The sequence below is a fragment of the Oceanospirillum sediminis genome, assembly GCF_014164585.1.
GTDB lineage: Bacteria > Pseudomonadota > Gammaproteobacteria > Pseudomonadales > Halomonadaceae > Oceanospirillum > Oceanospirillum sediminis.
Window position 1 is genome coordinate 62,365 of record NZ_JACJFM010000022.1, and the last position, 22,779, is coordinate 85,143.

The following is a 22,779-nucleotide window of genomic DNA, read 5'->3' on the forward strand; positions in this document are numbered from 1 at the left end:
TCCTTGTTATGGCGTGGGGTTTTTTCAGGCGCTTAAAAGAGGGATATTGCCAGCTAATGAAACACCATCAAGGTGGGGAATGTTATCCTGTAGCTGAATACGTCCTTCCATAAACCATTTTACAGCAATCGGATAGATCTTGTGTTCCTGTACCAGCACTCTGGCTGCCAGCGTCTCGGGTGTGTCGTCCTGTTCTACGGGAACCGATGCCTGAATAAAAACAGGACCGCCATCCAGTTCTTCTGTTACAAAGTGCACGCTGGCACCGTGTGTGCTGTCGCCAGCTTCAATCGCTCTTTTGTGAGTATGAAGTCCCTGATATTTTGGCAGTAACGACGGATGGATATTAATCAGTTTTCCAGCATAGCGACGAACAAAGTCAGCGGTCAGGATGCGCATAAAACCTGACAGCACTACAAGGTCTGGCTGGTACTCATCAATCAGTCGGATCATATTTGCATCGAAAATTTCGCGATTAGCGAATTCGGTATGATCAAGCACCCGAGTCGGAATGTCTGCCTGTTCAGCGCGCTGCAGGCCGTATGCATTCTCTTTATTACTGATGACTGCAGAGATCTGGCCGGGGATGTCCCCGGCCTTCACTGAGTCAATAATTGCCTGAAGGTTGCTTCCGCTACCTGAAATCAGTACAACAATTGAACCGGACATGATTACTTCAGACCCTCAAGGTGAACCTGCTCTTCACCTTCTGCTGCTGTTTCAATTCGGCCGATCTGCCATGCATTCTCGCCTTCAGCGTTAAGCAGACGGATTGCTTCTTCTGCTTTATCCTGATCAACAACGATGATCATACCTACACCGCAGTTCAGTGTGCGATACATTTCGTATTCATCAACATTGCCACCGCGCTGAAGCCAGTTGAATACTTCCGGGCGTGTCCAGCTGTTCAGGTCAACTACTGCTTTAGCATTATCAGGCAGAACCCGTGGCAGGTTTTCCTGCAGGCCACCGCCTGTGATGTGGGATATAGCGTGTACTGGCAGGGTTTCAATCAGTTTCAGTACCGGCTTAACATAAATGCGGGTGGGCGCCAGTAATGCTTCTGCCAGAGGCTTGCCATCAACTTCTTCATTCAGATCAGCATCTGTGACTTCAATGATTTTACGAATCAGAGAATAGCCGTTAGAGTGCGGGCCGCTGGATGCCAGACCAATCAGTGCCTGACCTGGTTTTACTGTGCTGCCATCAATTACTTCGCTTTTTTCTGCAACGCCTACGCAGAAACCAGCCAGATCGTAATCTTCACCTTCATACATGCCTGGCATTTCAGCCGTTTCACCACCTACCAGAGCTGCCCCTGCCTGCAGACAACCTTCACCGATACCGGCTACTACATCGGCAGCAATATCAACGTTCAGTTTACCTGTTGCGTAGTAGTCCAGGAAGAACAGTGGCTCAGCACCACATACCACCAGATCATTAACACACATAGCAACCAGATCGATGCCAATAGTGTCGTGTTTATTCAGATCCATAGCCAGACGCAGCTTGGTGCCTACGCCATCAGTACCGGAAACAAGAACAGGCTCGCGGTAGCGACCCGGCAGTTCGCACAGAGCGCCAAAACCACCCAGGCCACCCAGAACTTCAGGACGGCGAGTACGTTTTGCCGTACCTTTAATACGTTCTACCAGGGCATTACCTGCATCAATATCAACGCCTGCATCTTTATAACTGATCGATTTCTTATCGGTGCTCATGAAGGATCCTGTGAACTAATTAGGATTAAATCAGCGCGGGATTGTACCTTACCAGAGTGGTCTGGTCACGGATGAGTCTGCTTTGTATAACAAAAAAGTTATCTTTTTTATCCGGCTGCTTGTTATGAATTTAAAGATAGCATTCAATCAGGGGATTATTTCTGCTATCCGGAACCCTGATAAGGTAGAATACTTATCTATATGAAAATTTTGCGGCATATTCAAGGAGTTGGGATGTTTGCTATTCCTTTGCGTTTCCTGCTGATTGCCCTGGTGCAGCTGGCTTTAGCCGGACCCGCTATGGCTGAGCAGGTAACAGGTCTGTTTAAGAGTGAACGTCTGGTATCTGATCAGAGCCCTGAGGCCAGAGCCAGTGTTGTACAGGGCGCACTTGAAGAAGTGCTGATAAAGGTCTCTGGTAGTTCTGCTTTGTTACAGGAAGCTGAAGTGATTGAGCTGGTGTCTGCGGCAGAGCAATACCTGGCTGAGTTTTCTTATGCAGAGAATGAACTGAGTGAGGTCAGTGGTGACAGCGCTGACACAGCGGGGCGTTACAGGCTGCAGATGCGTTTTGACAGTCGCTCGGTTATGCAGGTGTTGAATAGTGCGCGTGTGCCTGTCTGGGGCAGTAATCGTCCATCAACTATTGTCTGGCTGGCCATTGAGTCCGCTAACGGGCGTTTTATTATGAACAAGACCAGCAATCCGTTACTGGCTGAAATTATGTCCGATGAAGCTTCTCGTCGTGGTTTGCCAGTTAAGCTGCCGGAAATGACTGCTGAAGAGCGCCAGAATATCAGTGTCAGTGATATCTGGGGACAGTTCAGTGACCGGATTCAGGCGGCCTCATCGGGGTATAATGCGGATGTAATTTTCAGTGGACGTATGTACCGGGAGGCTTCTGGTACATGGCAGGCTCGTTGGATAATGATTGAAGAGGGGAGCAGAAAGAACTACTCGCTGTCCTCTTCCAGTCTTAGAACCTTGTTTGCTGAGTCGGTTGATACACTGGCCGATCAGCTGGCTTCTCAGTATGCCGTAAATTCCCAGCCCGGTAAGACCGGAGCTTTCAGTTTCAGAGTAAAAGGGCTGGAGTCTATTGAGGATTATGCCCGTCTGAACCGTTATCTGAACAGTTTGCAGATTACAGAAAATGTTCAGGTTACTGAGCTGAATAAATCTGTTCTGGGGTACAAGGTGCTGTTAAAAGGTTCATCTGAGCAATTTATTTCTCTGTTGAAACTGGATTCTTATCTTAAGCTGGATGAAACCTCTGTTGTGAATAATCAGCCTGATTTTATCTGGCAGCAGGCTAATTAAGGGATAGATCTATGTCGGGCACACAACAGAAGATTATTCTGGCTGTATTGCTGGTAACAGCGTTATTGTTGTATCTGTTACAGCCTATCCTTATGCCTTTTCTGGTGGGTATGCTGCTGGCGTATATGGGGGATCCGGTTGCAGACTGGCTGGAAGAGAAAGGTTGCTCCAGGCGTCTTGCGGTGATTGTAGTTTTTGCTTGCCTGAGCGTCCTTATGGGTGGTTTTCTGCTGTTTCTGATTCCCTTATTAGGCAAACAGCTGGAGCTTATACAGGAGTTTGTACCACTAATTCTGACCTGGGTCCGTGAACAGCTGCTGCCTTTTCTGGTGGAGTATACCGGTCTGGAAGAGGATATGCTTGAGCTTGATGCTATCCAGAAGGCGTTATCTGGCCATTTGCAGCAAGCCGGATCAGTTGCAGGTATTCTGATAAGGGAGCTGGGTAAATCCGGGATGGTACTGGTCAGTATGGTGGTGAATATTGGTTTGATTCCGGTCGTAACCTTTTATCTGTTGCTGGACTGGGACCGCCTGAAGCTGAAAATCCTTTATCTTTTTCCTAATAAATATCAGGGAAAAGCAGAGCAGATGGCCGTTGAATGTGATGAAGTGCTGGCCGCTTTTATCAAAGGTCAGTTAATGGTTATGTTCTGTCTGAGTCTGGTTTATGCCACTGGTTTGTGGATGGTCGGACTGAAGCTGGCTTTGCTGGTCGGTGTTATTGCCGGGCTTGCCAGTATCGTACCCTATCTTGGACCTATTATTGGTATCGGAGCCGGTTTACTGGCTGGCTGGTTTCAGTTTGCAGACTGGTTGCCGCTTCTGATGATTGCAGGGGTTTTTATTATTGGCCAGTTGCTGGAAAGCTTTGTTTTTACTCCGTTACTGGTAGGTGACAAAATTGGTCTGCACCCCGTGACTGTAATTTTTGCCATTATGGCGGGAGGGCAGCTGTTTGGTTTTACTGGCATTCTGATAGCTCTGCCCGTTGCGGCCGTCATTATGGTTTTGCTTCGCCATCTGCACGATTATTACAAAGACAGCGAAATGTATTCCTGATTTTTCCGGAAAACAACTGCTCACTACTTCAATATATATGTTTATTTCCTCCCCGGTCAGTGGCCGGAGAGGAAAAGTATAAATATCGAAAATTTTATACAGATGCAGCCTATCCACAGTTGCCGACAGCAGATATCTTTGCTTCAGAGCACTATCATCTTCAGAATTTTTATTCGTAACATAATATAATTTAAGATGTGCTTGTTGAACTCTTTGCCATTAATTGGCAAGAGTCACGTATTTTTGTTTACAGAAAATGTTACCGGGGATTTTATGCTGAAAAAACTATTGTCTGTGTGTCTGACGATGTCATTTATGGTTGTAGCAAATGCTGAAGCTGAAGAGATTGGTTCTGTTAGCACGGTATTTAAGATGCTCGGACCAAATCACAAAATTGTTATTGAAGCATTTGATGATCCAGAGGTAGATGGCGTGAGTTGCTGGTTGTCCCGTCCTAAAACCGGAGGCATTAAAGGTGGGCTGGGGCTGGCAGAAGATCCTTCTGATGGTGCGATCGCCTGTCGTCAGATTGGCCCTATTGTTATTAAAGACAAACTGAAAGATGGTGAGCAGGTTTTTAATAAACGTACCAGCCTGGTGTTTAAATCAATGCAGGTGGTGCGTTTTTTCGATGAAAAGCGTAATACGCTGATCTATCTGGTATATTCAGATAAGATTATTGAAGGATCGCCGAAGAACTCCATTTCTGTTGTTCCCGTCCAGCCATGGCGCGATTAGTGATAAGAATCTGATTTATCGGTTATAGGAAGCCTCTGAGAATTCAGGGGTTTTTTTAACTGGTTCTTATCGGTCGAACGACCGTTTTGTATTGTTCTATATGATATCTTAGTAATACAAAAATAATAAGAGGGTTGATTATGCAAGCGTTAAAGCAATTAAAAATACTGGACTTCAGCCCGCTGCTGCCAGGGCCTTATGCAACCATGCTGATGGCTGAAATGGGGGCCAACGTTTTGAGGGTAGAGTCTCCGACCCGACCGGATCTGGTTAAATTTCTTGAACCCCGGATTGACGGTGCATCAGCGGCTTATCATCAGTTGCATGATAAAAAAACAACATTGCAACTGGATCTGAAACAGTCTCGCTGTGTCGGACAGGTAAAAGAGCTGATCCGGGATTACGACATTGTCGTTGAGCAGTTCCGGCCGGGAGTTATGGCTCGACTGGGGCTGAGCTATGAGATTTTGTCTGAGATTAATCCGGAGATTATATATTGCAGCATTACTGGTTATGGTCAGACAGGACCGTATCGGGATAAAGCCGGACATGATATTAACTATCTGGCATTGAGCGGCCTGATGGATTATAGCAGACGTGCAGGTCAGTCTCCGGTACCTCTGGGGATGCAGGTGGCTGATGTAGCCGGAGGGTCTCACCATGCCGTAATGGCGATACTGGCTGCGGTCATTCATCGACAGAGTACCGGCGAGGGTCAGCATATTGATATCAGTATGACAGATGCAGCCTTTGCTCTGAATGGTATGTCAGGAGCAGCGGCTCTGGCCGGAGGAGATCAGCCTCTGGCGGAAAGTGGCTGGTTGAATGGCGGGACCTTTTATGATTACTACGAAACCAGCGATGGTCGCTATATGGCTGTCGGCAGTCTTGAACCTCAGTTCCAGGCGCGTTTACTGAATACTCTTGATCTGGAATGGCTGGCTGATGAGTGTACAGACTTTACGCAGGATAGCCAGAAACGAGTTAAGCAGGCACTGGCGGAAGTGTTTATCAGTCAGACGTTTGACTACTGGTGTCATCTGTTCGCGCAGACGGATGCCTGTGTTGAGCCTGTGTTGACTTTTGAAGAGGCTGCGGAGCACCCCCATATGCAGCACCGGGAGCTCACCAGAACTGAAAATGGTATTCGTCAGATGGCTATGCCATTTCGGTTAAAATAGATATAGATATCAGGGCGAAAAAGACAAAACCCCGGTGATAAGACCGGGGTTTTGCAGGTATTTCATCTCTCTTTCGGAGTGATCAGGCTTCCTGGGCCAGCGGGATAAACTTAGATGCCGCCGCCAGGTAAGAATCAATCTGATCGAAGTTCAGATAACGGTATACGTCGTCGGCCATAGTATCCAGTCTGGAGGCGTATTCCATATATTCTTCAACCGTCGGCAGCTTTCCTGTCAGAGCAGCGACAGATGCCAGTTCAGCAGAAGACAGGTAAACGTTCGCACCAGTACCCAGACGGTTAGGGAAGTTACGGGTCGAGGTCGACACGACAGTCGTGTTGTCACCAACACGAGCCTGGTTGCCCATACACAGGGAGCAACCGGGCATTTCCATGCGTGCGCCGGCCTTACCAAAGATGTTGTAGTAACCTTCCTGTGTCAGCTGTGCTGCATCCATCTTGGTTGGCGGTGCGATCCACATACGGGTTGGTACCATTTTACCGGAGGCATCCAGTAGCTTACCTGCGGCACGGAAGTGGCCAATATTGGTCATACAGGAGCCGATAAATACTTCATCAATCTTTTCGCCAGACAGTTCAGACAGCAGCTTTACGTCATCCGGATCGTTCGGGCAAGCCAGGATTGGCTCTTTAACGTCCGCCAGATCGATTTCAATCACTGCGGCGTATTCTGCGTCCGCATCAGCTTCCAGCAACTCTGGTTTGGCCAGCCAGTCTTCCATGCCTTTAATACGACGTTCGATAGTACGTACATCGCCATACCCCTCTGCAATCATCCATTTCAGCATGGTGATGTTAGAGTTCAGGTACTCACGGATTGGCTCTTCATTCAGTTTGATAGAGCAAGCAGCTGCAGAACGCTCAGCGGCAGAATCAGATAGCTCAAATGCCTGCTCAACTTTCAGGTTTGGCAGACCTTCAATTTCCAGAACGCGACCAGAGAAGATGTTCTTCTTACCAGCTTTTTCTACTGTCAGCAGGCCCTGCTTGATGGCGTAGTAAGGGATAGCATTAACCAGATCACGCAAAGTGATGCCAGGCTGTAGCTTATCTCCTTTAAAACGAACCAGAACAGATTCTGGCATATCCAGAGGCATAACGCCGGTGGCGGCTGCAAAGGCAACCAGACCAGAACCCGCCGGGAAGGAGATACCGATTGGGAAACGGGTGTGGGAGTCTCCACCTGTACCCACTGTATCAGGCAGCAGCATACGGTTCAGCCATGAGTGGATTACACCGTCGCCAGGACGCAGAGATACACCGCCACGGTTCATGATGAAATCTGGCAGGGTGTGGTGTGTCTTCACGTCCACCGGCTTAGGATATGCCGCCGTGTGGCAGAATGACTGCATAGTAAGATCAGCAGAGAAGCCAAGGCAGGCCAGGTCTTTCAGCTCATCTCGAGTCATAGGGCCGGTGGTATCCTGAGAACCGACTGTGGTCATCTTCGGCTCGCAGTAGGTGCCCGGACGAATACCTTCCAGACCACATGCTTTGCCAACCATTTTCTGGGCCAGAGAGAAACCTTTGCCTGTATCTGCAGGTTGTACCGGGCGCTTGAACAGGTCGGTAGGCCCCTGGGCCAGGAATTCACGTGCTTTTTCAGTCAGACCGCGTCCAATGATCAGAGGGATACGCCCGCCCGCCCGCACTTCATCCATTAGAACCGGTGTTTTAAGTTCGAAAGTGGTCAGAACTTCGTCAGTGCCGCTTTTGCAGACTTTGCCTTCATAAGGGTATACGTCGATTACGTCCCCCATGTTCATGCCGGAAACGTCCATTTCAACTGGCAGAGCACCGGCATCTTCCATAGTGTTGAAGAAGATAGGAGCAATCTTGCCGCCGAAGCAGAAGCCACCGGAGCGCTTGTTTGGTACGAACGGAATGTCATCACCAAAGAACCACAGCACAGAGTTGGTTGCAGACTTACGGGAAGAACCTGTACCGACAACGTCACCTACGTATGCGATAGGGTGACCTTTTGCCTGCAGTTCTTCAATCTGCTTAATCGGGCCTTGTACGCCTGCTTCATCAGGATGGATGCCGTCACGTTCCATTTTCAGCATCGCCATAGCGTGCTTAGGAATATCAGGTCGGGTGAAGGCATCCGGAGCAGGAGACAGGTCATCGGTGTTTGTTTCGCCCGTCACTTTGAATACTGTCAGAGTGATCTTTTCTGCCAGTTCCGGCTTAGACGTGAACCACTCACCAGCTGCCCAGGAATCGATAACAGCTTTCGCGTTTTCGTTACCTTCTTTAGCTTTGTCAGCGACATCATGGAACGCATCAAACATCAGCAGAGTATGCTTCAGCTGCTCTGCTGCGACCTCACCCAGATCGGAATCATCCAGTAAGGAAACCAGAGTCTCGATGTTATAGCCACCCTGCATCGTGCCCAGCAGCTCTGTTGCGCGTTTTTTGTCAATCAGAGGAGAGGCTGCTTCGCCTTTTGCAACCGCAGAGAGGAACCCTGCCTTAACATAGGCAGCTTCGTCTACACCAGGAGATACACGGTTTGTGATCAGATCCAGGATAAACTCTTCTTCACCCGCTGGCGGGTTTTTCAGCAGTTCTATCAACGCTGCTGTTTGTTCTGCATCCAGTGGCTTTGGAACTACACCTTCGGCAGCGCGTTCTTCAACGTGTTTGCGATATGCTTCAAGCACGATTAGACCCTCATCAGTTTATGCTGTGACTTCACTAAAAACTTATTTCTTTTGTAAAATCAAAGCGTTCGATGTGTTCATCGACCTTCTTATTCGGTGGCGCAATTTTAAATTAAAATGTCGACAATGTTAAGTTGACCCATAGTCATAACGCTTCAACTTTGGTCGCTGGTCAGTGTTTTGCCGGTATTTCTCTCTATTTCAGGTCAGTTTTTTCAGTTCCGGAGTGCCGTGATTCCGGATCTCAAGGTAGTAAATATCATGATCCCAATCACTCAGAGTCATACGCTGAAAAGGAGTTCCTGAAATCTTTCTGATTCCCGGATTGTGAGTATGGCCATGAATCAGAACAGAGCAGTTGTGCTGTGTCAGGGCTTCGGTGACTGCCAGCTCATTAACATCCGTCAGATAGCCCTGTTGATGCTGCTGGCTTTGCTGGCGGGCCTGCTCGGCAAATGCGATACGTTCAGTCAGCGGTTTCGACAAAAATGCTGTTTGCCATTGTTCCGATCTGGACTGAGCTCTGAAGGCCTGATACTGAGCGTCATCTGTGCAGAGATAATCACCATGACTGAGCATAAGGTGCTGTTGAGGGGCAGGCATTTTCCAGGGGTCACTTAATATGGTCATGCCGCATTGTGAGGCATAGCGCTCTGCCAGCAGAAAGTCTCTGTTGCCAGCCATATAGAAGATGCGGGTGTTCTTGCTGAGCTGTTTCAGTTGTTGTGCTACACACTGACTGAGTTCTGTTGTGTGGTCATCTCCAACCCAGTATTCAAAAAAATCGCCCAGAATGTAGAGTTCATCGGCGGATGTTGCGTGGTGCTGGATAAACTGTGTGAACAGATCGGTAATATCACTCCTTTCTGCCTGAAGATGCAGATCGGATATAAATAATTGTTTCATCAGGCTGTACCTGCAATCGTATAGGCCGCATAAAAAAAGCCGGGATTCCCCGGCTTTTTTACAGAAATATGCTGATCATTACTCTGTTGTCAGCAGTTCTGCAGATGTAATGACCACATCTTCAGCAGGTACATCCTGATGGCCTGCGCGAGATGTTGTCTTGACTTCTTTAATGATGTTAACTACATCCATACCTTCAACCACTTTACCGAATACGCAGTAGCCCCAGCCCTGCATATTTTTACCGGTGTGGTTCAGGAACGCATTATCAGAGACGTTGATAAAGAACTGAGCAGAAGCAGAATGAGGTTCCATTGTACGGGCCATCGCCAGTGTGCCTGTGTCGTTTGACAGGCCATTGTCTGCTTCGTTCTGGATAGGGTCACGGGTCTCTTTCTGATTCATGCCTGGCTCAAAACCACCACCCTGAACCATGAAACCATTGATTACACGATGGAAGATAGTGCCATCGTAGTGGCCACTGGTTACATACTCTTCAAAATTTTTCGCTGTAACAGGAGCATTGTTATAGTCCAGCTCAATTTTGATGTCGCCGTGATTAGTGTGTAATACGATCATTGTATATTCCTGGTTTCTGTCAGAAAAAAATGTAATCTTATTCAGTTTAATGCACTGTTTAAGAGTAGTAACGATTATACAGGATGGCTTAATACCCAGCCGTCGAGTTATAATACCCGTTTTGCGTGTTTGGCAAAAGAAAAGGGCCGATATTCAATGCGTTAAGTAAAAACGCACACTGCTTTCGGCCAGTTATGCCAAATAGCCTTATGGACAGGCACAATCGGCTATACTGGTTGTTTTAACTGGTTCAGCCTTTGTGCTGCAGACATTCACGCGATCATTCAGAGATTTGCTAAAGATTATGAGCAACACCGAGACTACGTCCGCACCAAATTTTATTCGTACACTGATTGAAGAAGAGCTTGCTACCGGCAAGTACGAGCAGATTGTGACCCGTTTTCCACCAGAGCCTAATGGTTATCTGCATATCGGTCACGCGAAGTCGATCTGTCTGAACTTCGGCCTGGCGGAACATTTCGAAGGCGCTTGTAATCTGCGTTTTGACGATACTAACCCTGAGAAAGAGAGTCAGGAATACATCGATTCTATTCAGGCCGATGTTAAGTGGCTGGGTTTTAACTGGACTGGTAAGGTTCGTTACACCTCAGAGTATTTTGATACTCTGTATGAATACGCCGTTGAGCTGATTAAATCAGGCAAAGCGTATGTCTGTGAACTGAACCCGGAAGAGATGCGTGAGTATCGTGGTACGCTGACCGAAGCGGGTAAAAACAGCCCGTTCCGTGATCGCTCCGTAGAAGAGAACCTGGATCAGTTCGAGCGTATGCGTGCGGGTGAGTTCGAAGATGGTGCTAAGGTTCTGCGTGCTAAGATCGATATGGCTGCACCGAATATCAATCTGCGTGATCCGATTCTGTATCGTATCCGTCGTGCTCATCACCATCAGACCGGTGATAAGTGGTGCATCTATCCGAACTATGACTTTGCTCACGGTCAGTCTGATGCCATTGAAGGTGTGACTCACTCCGTCTGTACTCTGGAGTTTGAAGATCACCGTCCGCTGTATAACTGGTTTATTGAAAACCTGCCGGTGCCTGCACAGCCAAAACAGATTGAGTTTTCTCGTCTGAATGTGAACTACACGGTCACCAGTAAGCGTAAGCTGAAGCTGCTGGTTGATGAAAACCATGTCGCGGGCTGGGATGATCCGCGTATGCCAACAATTTCTGGTATGCGTCGTCGTGGTTATACTCCAAACTCAGTACGTAAGTTCTGCGACATGATTGGTGTGACCCGTAGTGATGGTGTGGTTGATGTGGCGATGCTGTATCACGCTCTGCGCTCTGATCTGGAAGAGAATGCTCCGCGTGCGATGTGTGTTCTGGACCCGATTAAGGTCACCATTACCAACTACCCGGAAGATCAGACCGAAGAGTTTGTTGTACCTGCGCACCCGGCGGATGAATCTATGGGTGAGCGTACGCTGCCATTCAGTCGTACTCTGTTGATTGAGTCTGAAGATTTTATGGAAGATGCACCGAAGAAATTCTTCCGTCTGACTCAGGGTAAAGAAGTTCGTTTGCGTAACGCTTACGTGATTAAGTGTGAAGAGGTTATCAAAGACGAGAATGGTAAAGTCGTTGAGCTGCTGTGTACTTATGATCCTGAAACTCTGGGTAAAAACCCTGAGGGTCGTAAAGTAAAAGGTGTGATTCACTGGGTGTCTGAAGAGCATGCTGTACCGGCTGAAGTACGTCTGTATGAAAACCTGTTTACCGACGAAAATCCGGATGGTCATAAAGATACCAGTTTCCTGGACTTTATTAACCCGGAATCTCTGACGGTTACAACAGGCTATTGTGAGCCGAGTCTGCTGACAGCGGCAGCAGAGACTAACTTCCAGTTTGAACGTATTGGTTACTTTGTGTCTGATCGTTATGATCATGGCGTAGATGGAAAACTGGTATTTAACAAAACCGTAGGCCTGAAAGATAGCTGGGCAAAAGCACAGAAGAAGGGATAAGCAACATGTTGCAAATCTACAATACGATGACGCGCAAGAAAGAAGCGTTTACACCAATAGAAGAAAACAAGGTCAGAATGTACGTGTGTGGTATCACCGTATATGACTTGTGTCATATTGGTCACGCTCGCGTCATGGTGGGTTTTGACATGATCACCCGTTATCTGCGTCATCGCGGTTATGATGTGACTTATGTACGTAATATCACCGATGTGGACGACAAAATCATCCGCCGTGCCAATGAAAACGGTGAGCACGTAGATGCACTGACTGAGCGTATGATTCAGGCGATGCACGATGATGAGGATCGTCTGGGTGTACTGCGTCCGGATCTGGAACCGCGTGCTACTCACCATATTGGTGATATCGTTAATATGGTGCAGACACTGGTTGAGAAAGGTTTTGCCTATCCGGCGGATAACGGTGATGTTTATTACCGCGTTAATAAGTTTGCCGATTATGGCAAGCTGACTAACCGTAACCTGGAAGAGATGCAGGCCGGTGCGCGAGTAGACGTTGAAGATGCCAAAGAGAATCCAATGGACTTCGTGCTGTGGAAATCAGCAAAAGAAGACGAAGTCAGCTGGGATTCTCCGTGGGGCGCGGGTCGTCCGGGCTGGCACATTGAGTGTTCAGCGATGTCGACCTGCTGCCTGGGTAACAATTTCGATATTCATGGTGGTGGCCCGGACCTGCCGTTCCCTCATCATGAAAACGAAATTGCTCAGTCAGAAGCGGCGACGGGCGAAAAATACGCCAACACCTGGATGCATGCCGGTGCGGTACGTGTGGATCAGGAGAAGATGTCCAAATCGCTGGGCAACTTCTTCACCATTCGTGATGTGTTGGAGAAATACAATCCAGAGGTGATTCGTTATTTCTTGCTGTCCAGTCACTACCGTAGCCCGATCAACTACTCAGAAGATGGCCTGAAGTCCGCTCGTCAGTCTCTGGAGCGTTTCTATACTGCGCTTCAGGGGGTTGAAGTGGCTGAGGTAACTGCTGATGGTGAATGGGTTGAGCGCTTTAAAACCGCAATGGATGATGACTTCAATACGGCAGAAGCGTTTGCAGTGCTGTTTGATCTGGCTAAGCAGCTTAATATCGCTAAGAAAGAAGGTGACATTGAGCAGGCTGGTCAACTGGCGGGTTATCTGAAACTGTTTGGTGATGTGCTGGGTTTGTTTGGTCAGGATGCGGATAGTTTCCTGAAAGGTGAGCCTGCGGCGGATGGTCTGAGTGAAGATGAAATTGAAGCTCAGATTGAAGCTCGTAATCAGGCACGTAAGAATAAAGACTTTGCTGAGTCGGATCGTATTCGTGACGAGCTGGCGGCGCAGGGTATTATTCTGAAAGATTCCCGCGAAGGTACATCCTGGGTGCGTGAGTAATCTGTGAAGCCCGGTGGGTATGAATTATACCCGTCATATAACGTGTATTGGTCCATATAAAAGAGCGCTGGATTATTCCAGCGCTTTTTTTGTGCTTGTTTAATGACGAATTGCGACGGCTAATAGATCTGCATTGGCATGCCAGATTAGTGTTATTCATATCTGGCATGTATTATGCTTTGTAACTGTTTAATCAAGTTTTTATTCTGAGAGCGGCAAATATATGCCCGGATAATGTAAGGAATTCATATATGCCAGTTACTGATACCACTCAAAACACATCATCTGTCAGGATTACTGAACTTTCGGAGCTGCGTACTCTGGTCGGTGATGGAGGAGTGTCTGTTCTCTTTCTGGCCGCGCAGATGGCTGTTGCACCTGTGCAACAGACACTGTTGCAATGGGTATTTGAACAATCAGAGCAGTCTGTAACGGCTGAGCAGGCGCTGGCTTTATGTGAGCAAAGCCAGCTGGCTCTTATGTCTGAACCGGGTCTGTGGCAGCTTGATTGTGAACTGGCTTGCCATATTGTCTCCGGTTTATCTGAACAGGAGCAGCAGAAAGCGCTGGAGCTGAAGAATCATGCTGTCAGATATTTATTGCTGGCTGTTGAAGGTGAAATTGAAGCACCGTTAGTGGCATCAGATCTGGAGCATATTCGCTTTTTATCGGCTCATCCTGTGACGGATGATCAGTGTGATTTACTGATATGGCTGGCTGATTTTGCTCATCAGAATGGGGATTCAGCTACGTCCGCTGACAGCTGGCAGGGTATTTATGAACATCTGCTGAACACCGAAGGTGATCAGTCAGATAACACACTGGTGGCGATGAATAATCTGGCAGAGAGTCTGCGCTTGCTGGGTGAGCTGGATGAAGCTCGTGAGCTGTATAAGAAACAGGTCGCCATTTATAGTGATTTGTCAGGCCCTGACAATAGTGCAACACTGACAGCAATGATTAATCTGGCTGCGGTATTACGTCAGAGTAATGATCTGAGTAGTGCACGTGTTATGGAAGAGCAGGTGGTTGAGAGCCGAAGCCGCACTCTGGGTGAAGCTCACCCGGATACCTTGTCTGCTGCTAATAGTCTGGCATCAACCTTGAAAGCGATGGGCGATCTGGATGCCGCCCGAAACCTGCAGTCTGATGTTTTACATATGTCTAAAGGGGTCTTGCCTGTCACTCATCCTCTGGTAACAGAAGCGGCATGGAATCTGAGTCAGACGATGCTGGCACAGGATGATTATGACAGCATGCAGGATATTATTTTTGACGATCTGTTCTGGTTAATGGACGACAATGCTGATATTCAGACGCAGAGCCAGGATCAGATTCGGGCAATGCTGACTCAGCTATTGTCTGGTGGCTCTATGTAATATGTTGTGTGCTTATTTTTGTTATGTGCTTGGTTTATAGGCTGATATCTGAGGTCGGAATTTCTCGTTGTACAGGACTCTTGTCTGGTATACAGCAAGGTCATTCTGGCCTTTTCTGTTTGAAGTATCACACCTGTTATTTTGCCTGAATATCTTCGTTACATCTTGTTTACGTTTAAGTACAACCTCTCACATCTCCAGCCAATCCGATTTACATGAAAGACTTACCCTCAGTGCAGACCTTCTGGAATATAAGGTAATTAGCCTCGTTATACAGACCGAAGCAGAAGTATTTCGTTATTTTCAGCCGTTAACTGAAAAATACAACGAACTTTTACAGTAACGCTTTTGTGCAGGTTTTTAGCCGTATGATCCGGAAAACTGATCAAGATGATGCCAGATTTATCTGAGGAAAATAATAATGGGTACAGCATTTAATATGTGGATTAATGGTCAATCTGTGCAAGGGGAGGCTGAACCCCTGGATGTACTTAATCCGGCGACAGAAGAAGTGATTGTTACAGTGAATAATGCTTCTGTTGCTCAGCTGGACGCTGCTGTCGATGCCGCAAAACAGGCGTTCAGTTCATGGCAGTATTCCAGCCATGATGATCGTAAACAGGCATTGAACCGAATTGCCGATAATATTGAAAATAATGCAGCTGAACTGGCAGAAATTGTTGTGAAAGAGCAGGGCAAGCCTATGTTCCTTGCTCAGGCGGAAGTGAGTGGTGCTGTTGCCTGGACCCGTTATGCGGCGGGTATGGATATTCCAACAGACATTATTGAAGACAGTGAAAATAAGCGTATTGAAGTCCAGCACAAACCTCTGGGTGTTGTCGGTTCTATTACGCCGTGGAACTGGCCGCTGATGATTGCGATCTGGCACATTATGCCAGCCCTGCGTGCCGGTAATACTGTGGTATGTAAGCCATCTGGTTTAACGCCACTCAATACACTGAAACTGTTTGAACTGATTCAGCAGGAGCTGCCAGCAGGCGTACTGAATGTTGTACTGGGCGATGCTGAAATCGGTAATGCCATGAGTGAGCATCCGGGGATTGATAAAATTATCTTCACCGGTTCCACACCAACGGGGCAGCAGATCATGAGAAACGCTTCATCCAACCTGAAGCGTCTGACTCTGGAGCTGGGAGGCAATGATGCGGGTATTATCCTGCCTGATGCCGATATTGATGCCATTGCTGAAGGCATTTTCCAGACCGCATTTCTGAATATGGGGCAGACCTGCGCAGCACTTAAGCGTCTGTATGTGCATGAAAGTCAGTACGATCAGGTGTGTTCTAAGCTGGCGGATATTGCTCAACAGCAGGTTGTGGGTGACGGTTTGGCAGATGGCACGACCTTTGGCCCGGTACAGAATAAGAAGCAGCTGGATCTGGTCGCCGCTCTGGTGGATGACGCCCGTGAGCAGGGTGCCAATGTACTGAGTGGCGGCAGCCGTTCTGATTCTGCAGGTTACTTCTATCCTCCCACGATTATTGCCGGAGCTAAAGCCGGTATGCGTGTGGTTGATGAAGAGCAGTTTGGCCCTGTACTGCCGGTAATTTCATACTCTGATCTGGATGATGCTATTGCGCAGGCCAATGCTTCGAATGTCGGTCTGGGTGGTTCAGTCTGGTCATCTGATCTGGAAAAAGCCCAGCAGATCGCTTCAAAGCTGGAGTGTGGTACTGCCTGGATTAATGGCCATGCAGAGGTGCTGCCTCATGCGCCATTCGGTGGCTGTAAGATGTCTGGTTTTGGGGTTGAGTTTGGCCTGCAGGGTCTGCTGGAATACACCCAGCCTCAGACAATTAACATCAATAAATAAGCAGTATTGATGCTTGGTTAAACCTTAATCTTCGTCCTTTATTATTAGCCCGGATATTTCTCCGGGCTTTTTTTCAACAGGCTTTTTTCTGGCAGTTTTTAACTGACCTGGCGTGTTTTTCGGATAAACTCTATCGATTTTTCAGCGCGTTATTTGCGTAAGCGACCAGGAGCTACCATCGTTTCGGGTCTCAGAATATCTTCCAGTGTTTTTTCATCCAGCAACTTCTCCTGTCTGACCAGATCCAGTACCGAACAACCTTCTTCCTGGGCCTGTCTGGCAATACGGGTGGCATTGTCATAGCCAATATAAGGGTTCAGAGCGGTGATAATACCAATACTATTATTGACCTGGTTCTTGCAGTGCTCTGCGTTGGCGGTAATGCCTTCAATACAGCGTGTTCGCAGCATGTCCATCGCCTGAGACAACAAACGCATGGATTCCAGAATATTGTAAGCAATCAGAGGTTCCATCACATTCAGCTGAAGCTGACCGGCCTCCGCCGCCATCGTAATGGCCATATCATTACCGATAATCTGAAAAGCAACCTGGTTGACCGCCTCAGGAATAACCGGATTGACCTTACCCGGCATAATAGATGAGCCTGGCTGCTGAGGCGGCAGGTTAATTTCGTTCAGGCCAGTTCTTGGTCCGCTGGACAATAAGCGCAGGTCGTTACAGATTTTTGACAGCTTGATGGCCAGGCGCTTCAGCATGCCGGAGAACAGCACAAAAGCGCCCATATCGGAACTGGCCTCAACCAGATCGCTGGCCGGGCGGAAGCTGAACTGACTGACATCCGCCAGGCATTCTACGGCAAAGTGAGCATACTGAGGATCAGTATTGATGCCGGTACCAATGGCTGTGCCGCCCAGATTGACTTCCAGGAAGAGTTCAGACAGATCCGCAATGCGATCAATATCTTCTGACAGGGTCGAGGCGTAGCTTCTGAACTCCTGACCCAGAGTCATAGGAACGGCATCCTGCAGCTGAGTACGTCCCATTTTGATCACATCGGCAAATTCAACCGATTTAACTTTAAAGGCTCTTTTTAACTGACGCAGGCTGCCGACCAGTTTGCCATGATCCAGTAACACACTCAGGCGAATGGCTGTCGGGTAGGCGTCATTGGTCGACTGAGCCATATTGACGTCATTATTTGGGTGCAGATACTGATATTCACCCTTATTGTGTCCCAGATAGCCCAGACCAACATTGGCAATTACCTCATTGGCGTTCATGTTGGTGGAGGTTCCGGCACCTCCCTGGATCATATCGACAACAAACTGATCATGGTATTTACCCGCGATAATCTCCCGGCAGGCAAAATCAATCGCTTCAAAACGCTTTTTCTCCAGTTGTCCCAGCTGTGCATTGGCCTGAGCAGCGGCCAGTTTTACTATCGCCAGTGCCTTAACCAGGTTCGGGAAGTGGTGCAACTGAATACCTGACAGATTAAAGTTCTCCATCGCACGCTGAGTCTGAATGCCAAAGAAAGCATCAGCAGGCACCTGAGCGATGCCCAGCAGGTCTTTCTCAGTACGTGTTTTAGCTAATTTTTTTGCCGGGGCATTCATCTCGATGATCTCTTTTTTGTCGGTCTGGGTGGAAGAAGTGTCTGGGCTTGTAGTCGGTACGTTTTCGGCTGGTGCCTTACCACTACTGGCAGAGGAGCTTTTCTCTGTCGTTGCGATCTGTTCTGATTCTGATGGAATACTCGAATCTGCTTTTTTTGCTGTGGAATCGTTTTTTTGCAGTGCCATAAATTAATCTGTTTTTGCTATACCATGAGGGCATTTTTGTTGTTCAGGGTCAGGATGGGCATAGACTAAAGTTGATTTTATGGTATGACCAATGCCGTTTTACCATCGGGCCATGCCATTTCGGTATAGGGGCATTTAAGCGGGATTGTGTCTGGGGTCGAAATAAAAAAAGCCCGGTTGACAGCGAGAAAGTCAACCGGGCATTGTACTGGTCGCAGGGTGTGTTAATGACCAGATTGCAAAAGGCATACCCCGAATAACAAAGGGGTGAACATCGAGGTCTGTTCTTTGGAGGACAAGTGTCCGCTTGCATGGCTCCTCCCAACAACGATGCTAACTTTACAGCGCTGGTGCTATCTGTAAAAGCTGCCCGAATCAACATAAAGTTTTGTCGGCAGCAAACATTACAGAGACGCTTCTGCCAGAAAGAAAAGATAATAGGATTTGTGACTTTTCTTATCAGAACAAAGACTTATTGGCTACATTCAATCGATTCGGGCCATTGTTTTCATGTCATCCTGATAAAAAGGCCGCTATTATATCCCGTTCTCCCACACCAGGTTTTATGAGTGTTTTCAGCTTATGAGTACAAAAAACTATTCTCTGGGTCAGGTTGGTGACTATGAGATTAAGCAGCTTAAAGTGTTTAAAACGGTCGTGGACTGCGGAGGTTTCTCAGCAGCAGAAACAGCGTTAAATATTGGCCGCTCAACCATTAGTCTCCATATTTCCAATCTGGAGTCCCGGCTGAACCTGGTGTTGTGTAAACGCGGGCGGGCAGGATTTTCGCTGACCGAAGAAGGGGCGATCATTTACGACATGACCGTCAACCTGCTGGAATCACTGGATGCATTCCGGGTGACGGTGAATAACCTCAATAGCAGTCTGACCGGTGAGCTGAAGATCGTATTGTCTGATGCCATCAGTCTGGACAAACGCTGTGCTTTTCCTGACCTGATCCGTACTTTTATCTCTCAGGCTCCCGGCGTTCAGCTGTCGAATGATGTCGCATCTATGGCTGAAATTGAGCGCATGGTACTGAACGATATGGCCGATGTCGGCTTTATCCCTTGTCACCGCAAACTGGAAGGGCTGGAATATATTGACCTGTTCAGTGATGTTTGCCGACTGTACATCAGTACGGACCACCCGGTAGCAGCACTGCCGGAAGATGAATTGACTGATGATGCGATTCAGTCGTTACCTATGGTGCATGCTGGTTTAAAACCCCATGAAGCGGTTGATGAGCTGATGACAGGGCTGAACCTGGCAGGAAGGGCTTATTTCTATGAAGGCCGTCTGGCGATGATTCTGTCTGGTCAGTATATCGGCTTTTTGCCGGAGCATTACGCCCAGAGTTACATTGAGGAAGGCCTGATTACGACTCTGACACCAGAAAGTCGTTTTTATAACCTGACCATGTCGGCCATCTGGAAAAAAACCGCCCAGCCCAGCAAACCCCGAGAGCTGTTTCTGAGTATTCTGCGGGATAAGTTTGCTTCTGATACCTGATACCCGCACTGGGCTGAGGACTGAGCGTTTAACTCAGCCCTCCTGACGGCATCCTGTTGTGGATGATAGACGTTTATTGGGATGCTATCTGGCCAGATCAGCCAGCTCTTGCAGAGTTAAGGATTTAATCGGGCTGCGAATCTGGTAGTAACTGACTTCAACGCCTTGCGGTAGCGGCCTTTCGGTGTGGTATCCAGAACTGCAGAGATTTCAATGCCTGCCCGATGTAATTGTACGGCAATCAGTAACAGCAGAGGCCCACTACCGGCAATCACCAGCGGCATAGCCGGTGCCAGAGCGCTTTGCTGGCTGAAACAGATACTCAGGTCCTGCGCCATGAAATCGACAGCGTGTTTGACTCCGCCGGAGTGAATCGAAAACTACTGGTGGATACCCAGCTCTCTTACGGGGCTTGTGGTTTTATCCAGTCCGGTATGGGCGTATCTCTGGTTGACCCTCTTAGCGCGCTGCATTATCAGAGACTGGGCATTCAGGTGCGCCGCTTTGAACCGAGAATTGGCTACCGCTATAACCTGATCTACCCGGCACTCCGCACACAATCCGGGCTGGCAAAAGCCTTTGTCAAACAACTGAAAGCCGACCTGAAAGAATTGCAGGCCAGCAATCAAGGACTGCTGGAACTGATAGGGGATAAATACCCCGGATTCTGCAAAGAGGGGGAAAACTATGCTAGGGGGATTAAACCCTCAAAACCGATAGTGAACTGAAAACATTGAAAAACTCGTAATGCATTAGCCATATTTTAATTCTTCCAGCGGCTAATGGAGCTGATATGAACCGAATCAACCCCGCGAAACTTCACCATAGTAAATGGACCGCCATAAAGCCTGTGAACAGAGAAAAACACTTTCTGGTATCAGACGTTGAATACGACGAAGATGGCACCGTGCTGAACTGTATTCTGGAAGCCGTGCTATCAAAAAATGAATACCCGATTGACTGGACTGAGCTTAAAGATAACGAGAAATGGCTTCAGGGTTGGAAGTAAGCGCTAACATATGTAACGATGGTGTGGATTTATCGGGCAGATACACAACTAACCCTTTGTTCCAGAATGGCAGATAGTCTTGTTATGTGGGCACTCTGATTATCTTCTTCAAAAGAATGGTGCAGTAAAACTCAGATAAGGAAAGCAGATGAGTGAAAAAGTAAAAGCAGCCTTGAACTGGCTTAAAGGAATCCTGGATTCAGAAGATGTGGAATATCAGATTGTTGGTGGATTAGCGGCAACCATTCATGGCGGCAGTCGAGAAATTGCAGACATAGACCTCTATATTCACAACTCTGATGCGGACAAGTTGTTGGCCCATGTAGCGCAATACATCTCTAAACCGTTAGCTCATTACGTGGAATACGGTTGGGATCTGGAGTACTTCCAGCTGATTTACCAGGATCAAAAAATTGAAATCGGTTTATCTCACAATACAAAGATACAATCAGCTCTGGATGGCTGCTGGCATCCACTTAAAATTAATTTCTCAGAGTCGGTCAATAAAGACTATCAAGGAATCGAACTGCTCGTTATCCCGGTTCAGCGTTTGATTGAATACAAGCGAATACTGGGCAGGGAAGTCGACCTGATTGATATACAAGAACTGACTTTCAATTCAGCATCATAGCCAGTGTTTACGGTGGGTTTCTGGCGCTTGGTATTTCTGTTTTTCCTCATCATCATTTCTGTCGTGGTAGACATCGCTTTCAGCACCAGCTCTGGCCCACCTTTTGAATTTGGGAGTAAAAACTATCCTTCATTCTTAGATTAAAGAAGCGAATATGCTTTAACTGGCTAAGTACATAGTATATCTGGTGGGGGTTATATAATTTGGCTCTTCGACGTTTCATGTGGATTTACCTGATTGAACCTGTACCTCTATTGGGCTGCCAATCAGGTAAATCATATTGATAAAGTTCTTTGTATTTCTGTAACCCCTTGCGCGTGCACGAGCGGCCTGGAAAAGGCTGTTCATTCCTTCCAGACGGGCATTGGTTAAATCTGAGGTGATACGTCTCACAATACGCTCTGAGTGTCTTTTGAGGGTCTCTAATGCCTCATACATGGGACTTTGCAGAGGACTATCTCCCAGAACATCCCTGGCATGATTGATAAAGTGAGTGAGCCGCCAGCGAGCCTGCTGTGGCGTTTTTACATCCCTGATCCAGCGGAGCTTTTCTTTGATAAACCACGCTTTTCCTGTCTCCTTATCCTCAGACAGAAGCTCTGATAATGCCGTTATCTGATGCCGGGTCAGCTGCTCATTATCACTGTTTTTCAGCACGGCCCAGCGCACTCCCTTTGAGTGAGAGCCGTCTTTCCTTTCCTGCTTTCTGACCTGATCCACTGCCTTATTAAAGATCTGCACGACGAGAAACCAGTCAATGGTCACTTCGGCATTGGGCAGTGCTTCATCAACACCGCTGAGAAAAGCTTTCGACATGTCGCAGACCACTTCTACAACCTGCTCTGGTTGCCCCTGATGCTGCTTTAAGAACTCGCTGAACGCTTTAACCGTACCCTTACCACGCCCGGGTACTGCAAAGATGACGGGGCGGTCCACTCGGCCCATATCCAGGAAAATAGTGACATAGTTATGCCCACGTTTTGATGCGGCTTCATCCAGCGCGAGTTTTCTGACGGCGGATAAATCCCACTGTGTCAGATTCTGCTGAACATAGTATTCCAGCATCCGCCAGAGCCGCTTA

20 protein-coding genes are annotated in these 22,779 nt (G+C 47.8%); 12 read left to right on the top strand and 8 right to left on the bottom strand.

The window, feature by feature from the left end:
- Nucleotides 1-24: 24 nt before the first annotated feature.
- Both purN and purM read right to left on the bottom strand, forming a co-directional pair.
- Entirely contained in the window at nucleotides 25-669 is a 645-nt protein-coding gene (gene purN / locus H4O21_RS15655; RefSeq protein WP_182809816.1) for a phosphoribosylglycinamide formyltransferase, read from the bottom strand.
- A gap of 2 nt (nucleotides 670-671) precedes the next feature.
- Nucleotides 672-1,721, bottom strand: coding sequence for a phosphoribosylformylglycinamidine cyclo-ligase (gene purM, locus H4O21_RS15660; protein WP_182809817.1), 1,050 nt, complete (start codon nucleotides 1,719-1,721; stop codon nucleotides 672-674).
- A gap of 234 nt (nucleotides 1,722-1,955) precedes the next feature.
- Here purM and H4O21_RS15665 point away from each other — a divergent pair, with 234 nt between their 5' ends.
- The 4 genes from H4O21_RS15665 to H4O21_RS15680 all read left to right on the top strand — a co-directional run bounded on the left by H4O21_RS15665 (nucleotide 1,956) and on the right by H4O21_RS15680 (nucleotide 6,021).
- Nucleotides 1,956-3,041: a DUF2066 domain-containing protein gene (locus H4O21_RS15665; protein WP_182809818.1), complete on the top strand. Its 1,086-nt coding sequence runs from the start codon at nucleotides 1,956-1,958 to the stop codon at nucleotides 3,039-3,041.
- 11 nt (nucleotides 3,042-3,052) lie between these two features.
- A complete protein-coding gene (locus H4O21_RS15670) occupies nucleotides 3,053-4,102 on the top strand; it encodes an AI-2E family transporter (protein WP_182809819.1) in 1,050 nt (349 codons plus the stop codon).
- Nucleotides 4,103-4,375: 273 nt separating this feature from the next.
- A complete protein-coding gene (locus H4O21_RS15675) occupies nucleotides 4,376-4,840 on the top strand; it encodes a CreA family protein (RefSeq protein WP_182809820.1) in 465 nt (154 codons plus the stop codon).
- A 140-nt stretch (nucleotides 4,841-4,980) separates the two neighbouring features.
- Nucleotides 4,981-6,021 (top strand): CaiB/BaiF CoA transferase family protein, encoded by a 1,041-nt coding sequence (locus tag H4O21_RS15680; protein ID WP_182809821.1) that lies wholly within the window; start codon nucleotides 4,981-4,983, stop codon nucleotides 6,019-6,021.
- A gap of 82 nt (nucleotides 6,022-6,103) precedes the next feature.
- Here the strand turns inward: H4O21_RS15680 and acnB are convergent, their stop codons facing one another.
- From acnB to H4O21_RS15695, 3 genes are all read right to left on the bottom strand, one after another.
- Nucleotides 6,104-8,707: a bifunctional aconitate hydratase 2/2-methylisocitrate dehydratase gene (gene acnB, locus H4O21_RS15685; protein WP_182809822.1), complete on the bottom strand. Its 2,604-nt coding sequence runs from the start codon at nucleotides 8,705-8,707 to the stop codon at nucleotides 6,104-6,106.
- Nucleotides 8,708-8,908: 201 nt separating this feature from the next.
- Nucleotides 8,909-9,613: a UDP-2,3-diacylglucosamine diphosphatase gene (locus tag H4O21_RS15690; RefSeq protein ID WP_182809823.1), complete on the bottom strand. Its 705-nt coding sequence runs from the start codon at nucleotides 9,611-9,613 to the stop codon at nucleotides 8,909-8,911.
- 78 nt (nucleotides 9,614-9,691) lie between these two features.
- Nucleotides 9,692-10,192, bottom strand: a complete 501-nt coding sequence (locus tag H4O21_RS15695) for a peptidylprolyl isomerase (RefSeq protein ID WP_182809824.1) — start codon at nucleotides 10,190-10,192, stop codon at nucleotides 9,692-9,694.
- Nucleotides 10,193-10,496: 304 nt separating this feature from the next.
- On the opposite strand from H4O21_RS15695, the gene H4O21_RS15700 reads away from it, so the two are divergent.
- The 4 genes from H4O21_RS15700 (at nucleotide 10,497) to H4O21_RS15715 (ending at nucleotide 16,783) form a co-directional block, all read left to right on the top strand.
- The gene (locus H4O21_RS15700) at nucleotides 10,497-12,179 is read left to right on the top strand and encodes a glutamine--tRNA ligase/YqeY domain fusion protein (protein WP_182809825.1); all 1,683 of its coding nucleotides are present in this window, start codon (nucleotides 10,497-10,499) and stop codon (nucleotides 12,177-12,179) included.
- Between the two features lie 8 nt (nucleotides 12,180-12,187).
- Nucleotides 12,188-13,570, top strand: a complete 1,383-nt coding sequence (gene cysS / locus H4O21_RS15705; protein ID WP_182809835.1) for a cysteine--tRNA ligase — start codon at nucleotides 12,188-12,190, stop codon at nucleotides 13,568-13,570.
- 251 nt (nucleotides 13,571-13,821) lie between these two features.
- On the top strand, nucleotides 13,822-14,949 hold the full coding sequence (locus H4O21_RS15710) for a tetratricopeptide repeat protein (protein WP_182809826.1): 1,128 nt from the start codon (nucleotides 13,822-13,824) through the stop codon (nucleotides 14,947-14,949).
- Between the two features lie 421 nt (nucleotides 14,950-15,370).
- Nucleotides 15,371-16,783: an aldehyde dehydrogenase family protein gene (locus H4O21_RS15715; protein ID WP_255487328.1), complete on the top strand. Its 1,413-nt coding sequence runs from the start codon at nucleotides 15,371-15,373 to the stop codon at nucleotides 16,781-16,783.
- 149 nt (nucleotides 16,784-16,932) lie between these two features.
- Here the strand turns inward: H4O21_RS15715 and aspA are convergent, their stop codons facing one another.
- Nucleotides 16,933-18,360: an aspartate ammonia-lyase gene (gene aspA, locus H4O21_RS15720; RefSeq protein WP_182809837.1), complete on the bottom strand. Its 1,428-nt coding sequence runs from the start codon at nucleotides 18,358-18,360 to the stop codon at nucleotides 16,933-16,935.
- A gap of 768 nt (nucleotides 18,361-19,128) precedes the next feature.
- Here aspA and H4O21_RS15725 point away from each other — a divergent pair.
- Nucleotides 19,129-20,058 (top strand): LysR family transcriptional regulator, encoded by a 930-nt coding sequence (locus H4O21_RS15725; RefSeq protein WP_182809827.1) that lies wholly within the window; start codon nucleotides 19,129-19,131, stop codon nucleotides 20,056-20,058.
- Between the two features lie 116 nt (nucleotides 20,059-20,174).
- On the opposite strand, the gene H4O21_RS15730 is transcribed toward H4O21_RS15725, so the two are convergent.
- On the bottom strand, nucleotides 20,175-20,396 hold the full coding sequence (locus H4O21_RS15730; protein WP_182809838.1) for a hypothetical protein: 222 nt from the start codon (nucleotides 20,394-20,396) through the stop codon (nucleotides 20,175-20,177).
- A 12-nt stretch (nucleotides 20,397-20,408) separates the two neighbouring features.
- On the opposite strand from H4O21_RS15730, the gene H4O21_RS15735 reads away from it, so the two are divergent.
- The 3 genes from H4O21_RS15735 (at nucleotide 20,409) to H4O21_RS15745 (ending at nucleotide 21,698) form a co-directional block, all read left to right on the top strand.
- Nucleotides 20,409-20,786 carry a LysR substrate-binding domain-containing protein gene (locus H4O21_RS15735; protein WP_182809828.1) on the top strand — a complete coding sequence of 126 codons (378 nt, stop codon included), beginning with the start codon at nucleotides 20,409-20,411 and terminating at the stop codon, nucleotides 20,784-20,786.
- A 65-nt stretch (nucleotides 20,787-20,851) separates the two neighbouring features.
- A complete protein-coding gene (locus H4O21_RS15740) occupies nucleotides 20,852-21,067 on the top strand; it encodes a TIGR02450 family Trp-rich protein (RefSeq protein WP_182809829.1) in 216 nt (71 codons plus the stop codon).
- 148 nt (nucleotides 21,068-21,215) lie between these two features.
- Nucleotides 21,216-21,698, top strand: coding sequence for a MazG-related protein (locus H4O21_RS15745; RefSeq protein WP_182809830.1), 483 nt, complete (start codon nucleotides 21,216-21,218; stop codon nucleotides 21,696-21,698).
- A gap of 219 nt (nucleotides 21,699-21,917) precedes the next feature.
- Here H4O21_RS15745 and H4O21_RS15750 read toward each other — a convergent pair.
- On the bottom strand, nucleotides 21,918-22,779 hold an 862-nt coding region (locus H4O21_RS15750), incomplete at its 5' end, for an ISL3 family transposase (protein WP_182809831.1).

Coding starts and splice junctions, on each gene's coding strand:
- purM (WP_182809817.1), bottom strand. CDS start 1,721: ATGAGCACCGATAAGAAATCGATCAGTTATAAAGATGCAGGCGTTGAT.
- H4O21_RS15675 (WP_182809820.1), top strand. CDS start 4,376: ATGCTGAAAAAACTATTGTCTGTGTGTCTGACGATGTCATTTATGGTT.
- aspA (WP_182809837.1), bottom strand. CDS start 18,360: ATGAATGCCCCGGCAAAAAAATTAGCTAAAACACGTACTGAGAAAGAC.
- H4O21_RS15700 (WP_182809825.1), top strand. CDS start 10,497: ATGAGCAACACCGAGACTACGTCCGCACCAAATTTTATTCGTACACTG.
- H4O21_RS15730 (WP_182809838.1), bottom strand. CDS start 20,396: ATGGCGCAGGACCTGAGTATCTGTTTCAGCCAGCAAAGCGCTCTGGCA.
- H4O21_RS15665 (WP_182809818.1), top strand. CDS start 1,956: ATGTTTGCTATTCCTTTGCGTTTCCTGCTGATTGCCCTGGTGCAGCTG.
- H4O21_RS15695 (WP_182809824.1), bottom strand. CDS start 10,192: ATGATCGTATTACACACTAATCACGGCGACATCAAAATTGAGCTGGAC.
- H4O21_RS15680 (WP_182809821.1), top strand. CDS start 4,981: ATGCAAGCGTTAAAGCAATTAAAAATACTGGACTTCAGCCCGCTGCTG.
- H4O21_RS15745 (WP_182809830.1), top strand. CDS start 21,216: ATGAGTGAAAAAGTAAAAGCAGCCTTGAACTGGCTTAAAGGAATCCTG.
- H4O21_RS15670 (WP_182809819.1), top strand. CDS start 3,053: ATGTCGGGCACACAACAGAAGATTATTCTGGCTGTATTGCTGGTAACA.
- purN (WP_182809816.1), bottom strand. CDS start 669: ATGTCCGGTTCAATTGTTGTACTGATTTCAGGTAGCGGAAGCAACCTT.
- H4O21_RS15725 (WP_182809827.1), top strand. CDS start 19,129: ATGAGTACAAAAAACTATTCTCTGGGTCAGGTTGGTGACTATGAGATT.
- H4O21_RS15740 (WP_182809829.1), top strand. CDS start 20,852: ATGAACCGAATCAACCCCGCGAAACTTCACCATAGTAAATGGACCGCC.
- H4O21_RS15715 (WP_255487328.1), top strand. CDS start 15,371: ATGGGTACAGCATTTAATATGTGGATTAATGGTCAATCTGTGCAAGGG.
- H4O21_RS15690 (WP_182809823.1), bottom strand. CDS start 9,613: ATGAAACAATTATTTATATCCGATCTGCATCTTCAGGCAGAAAGGAGT.
- H4O21_RS15710 (WP_182809826.1), top strand. CDS start 13,822: ATGCCAGTTACTGATACCACTCAAAACACATCATCTGTCAGGATTACT.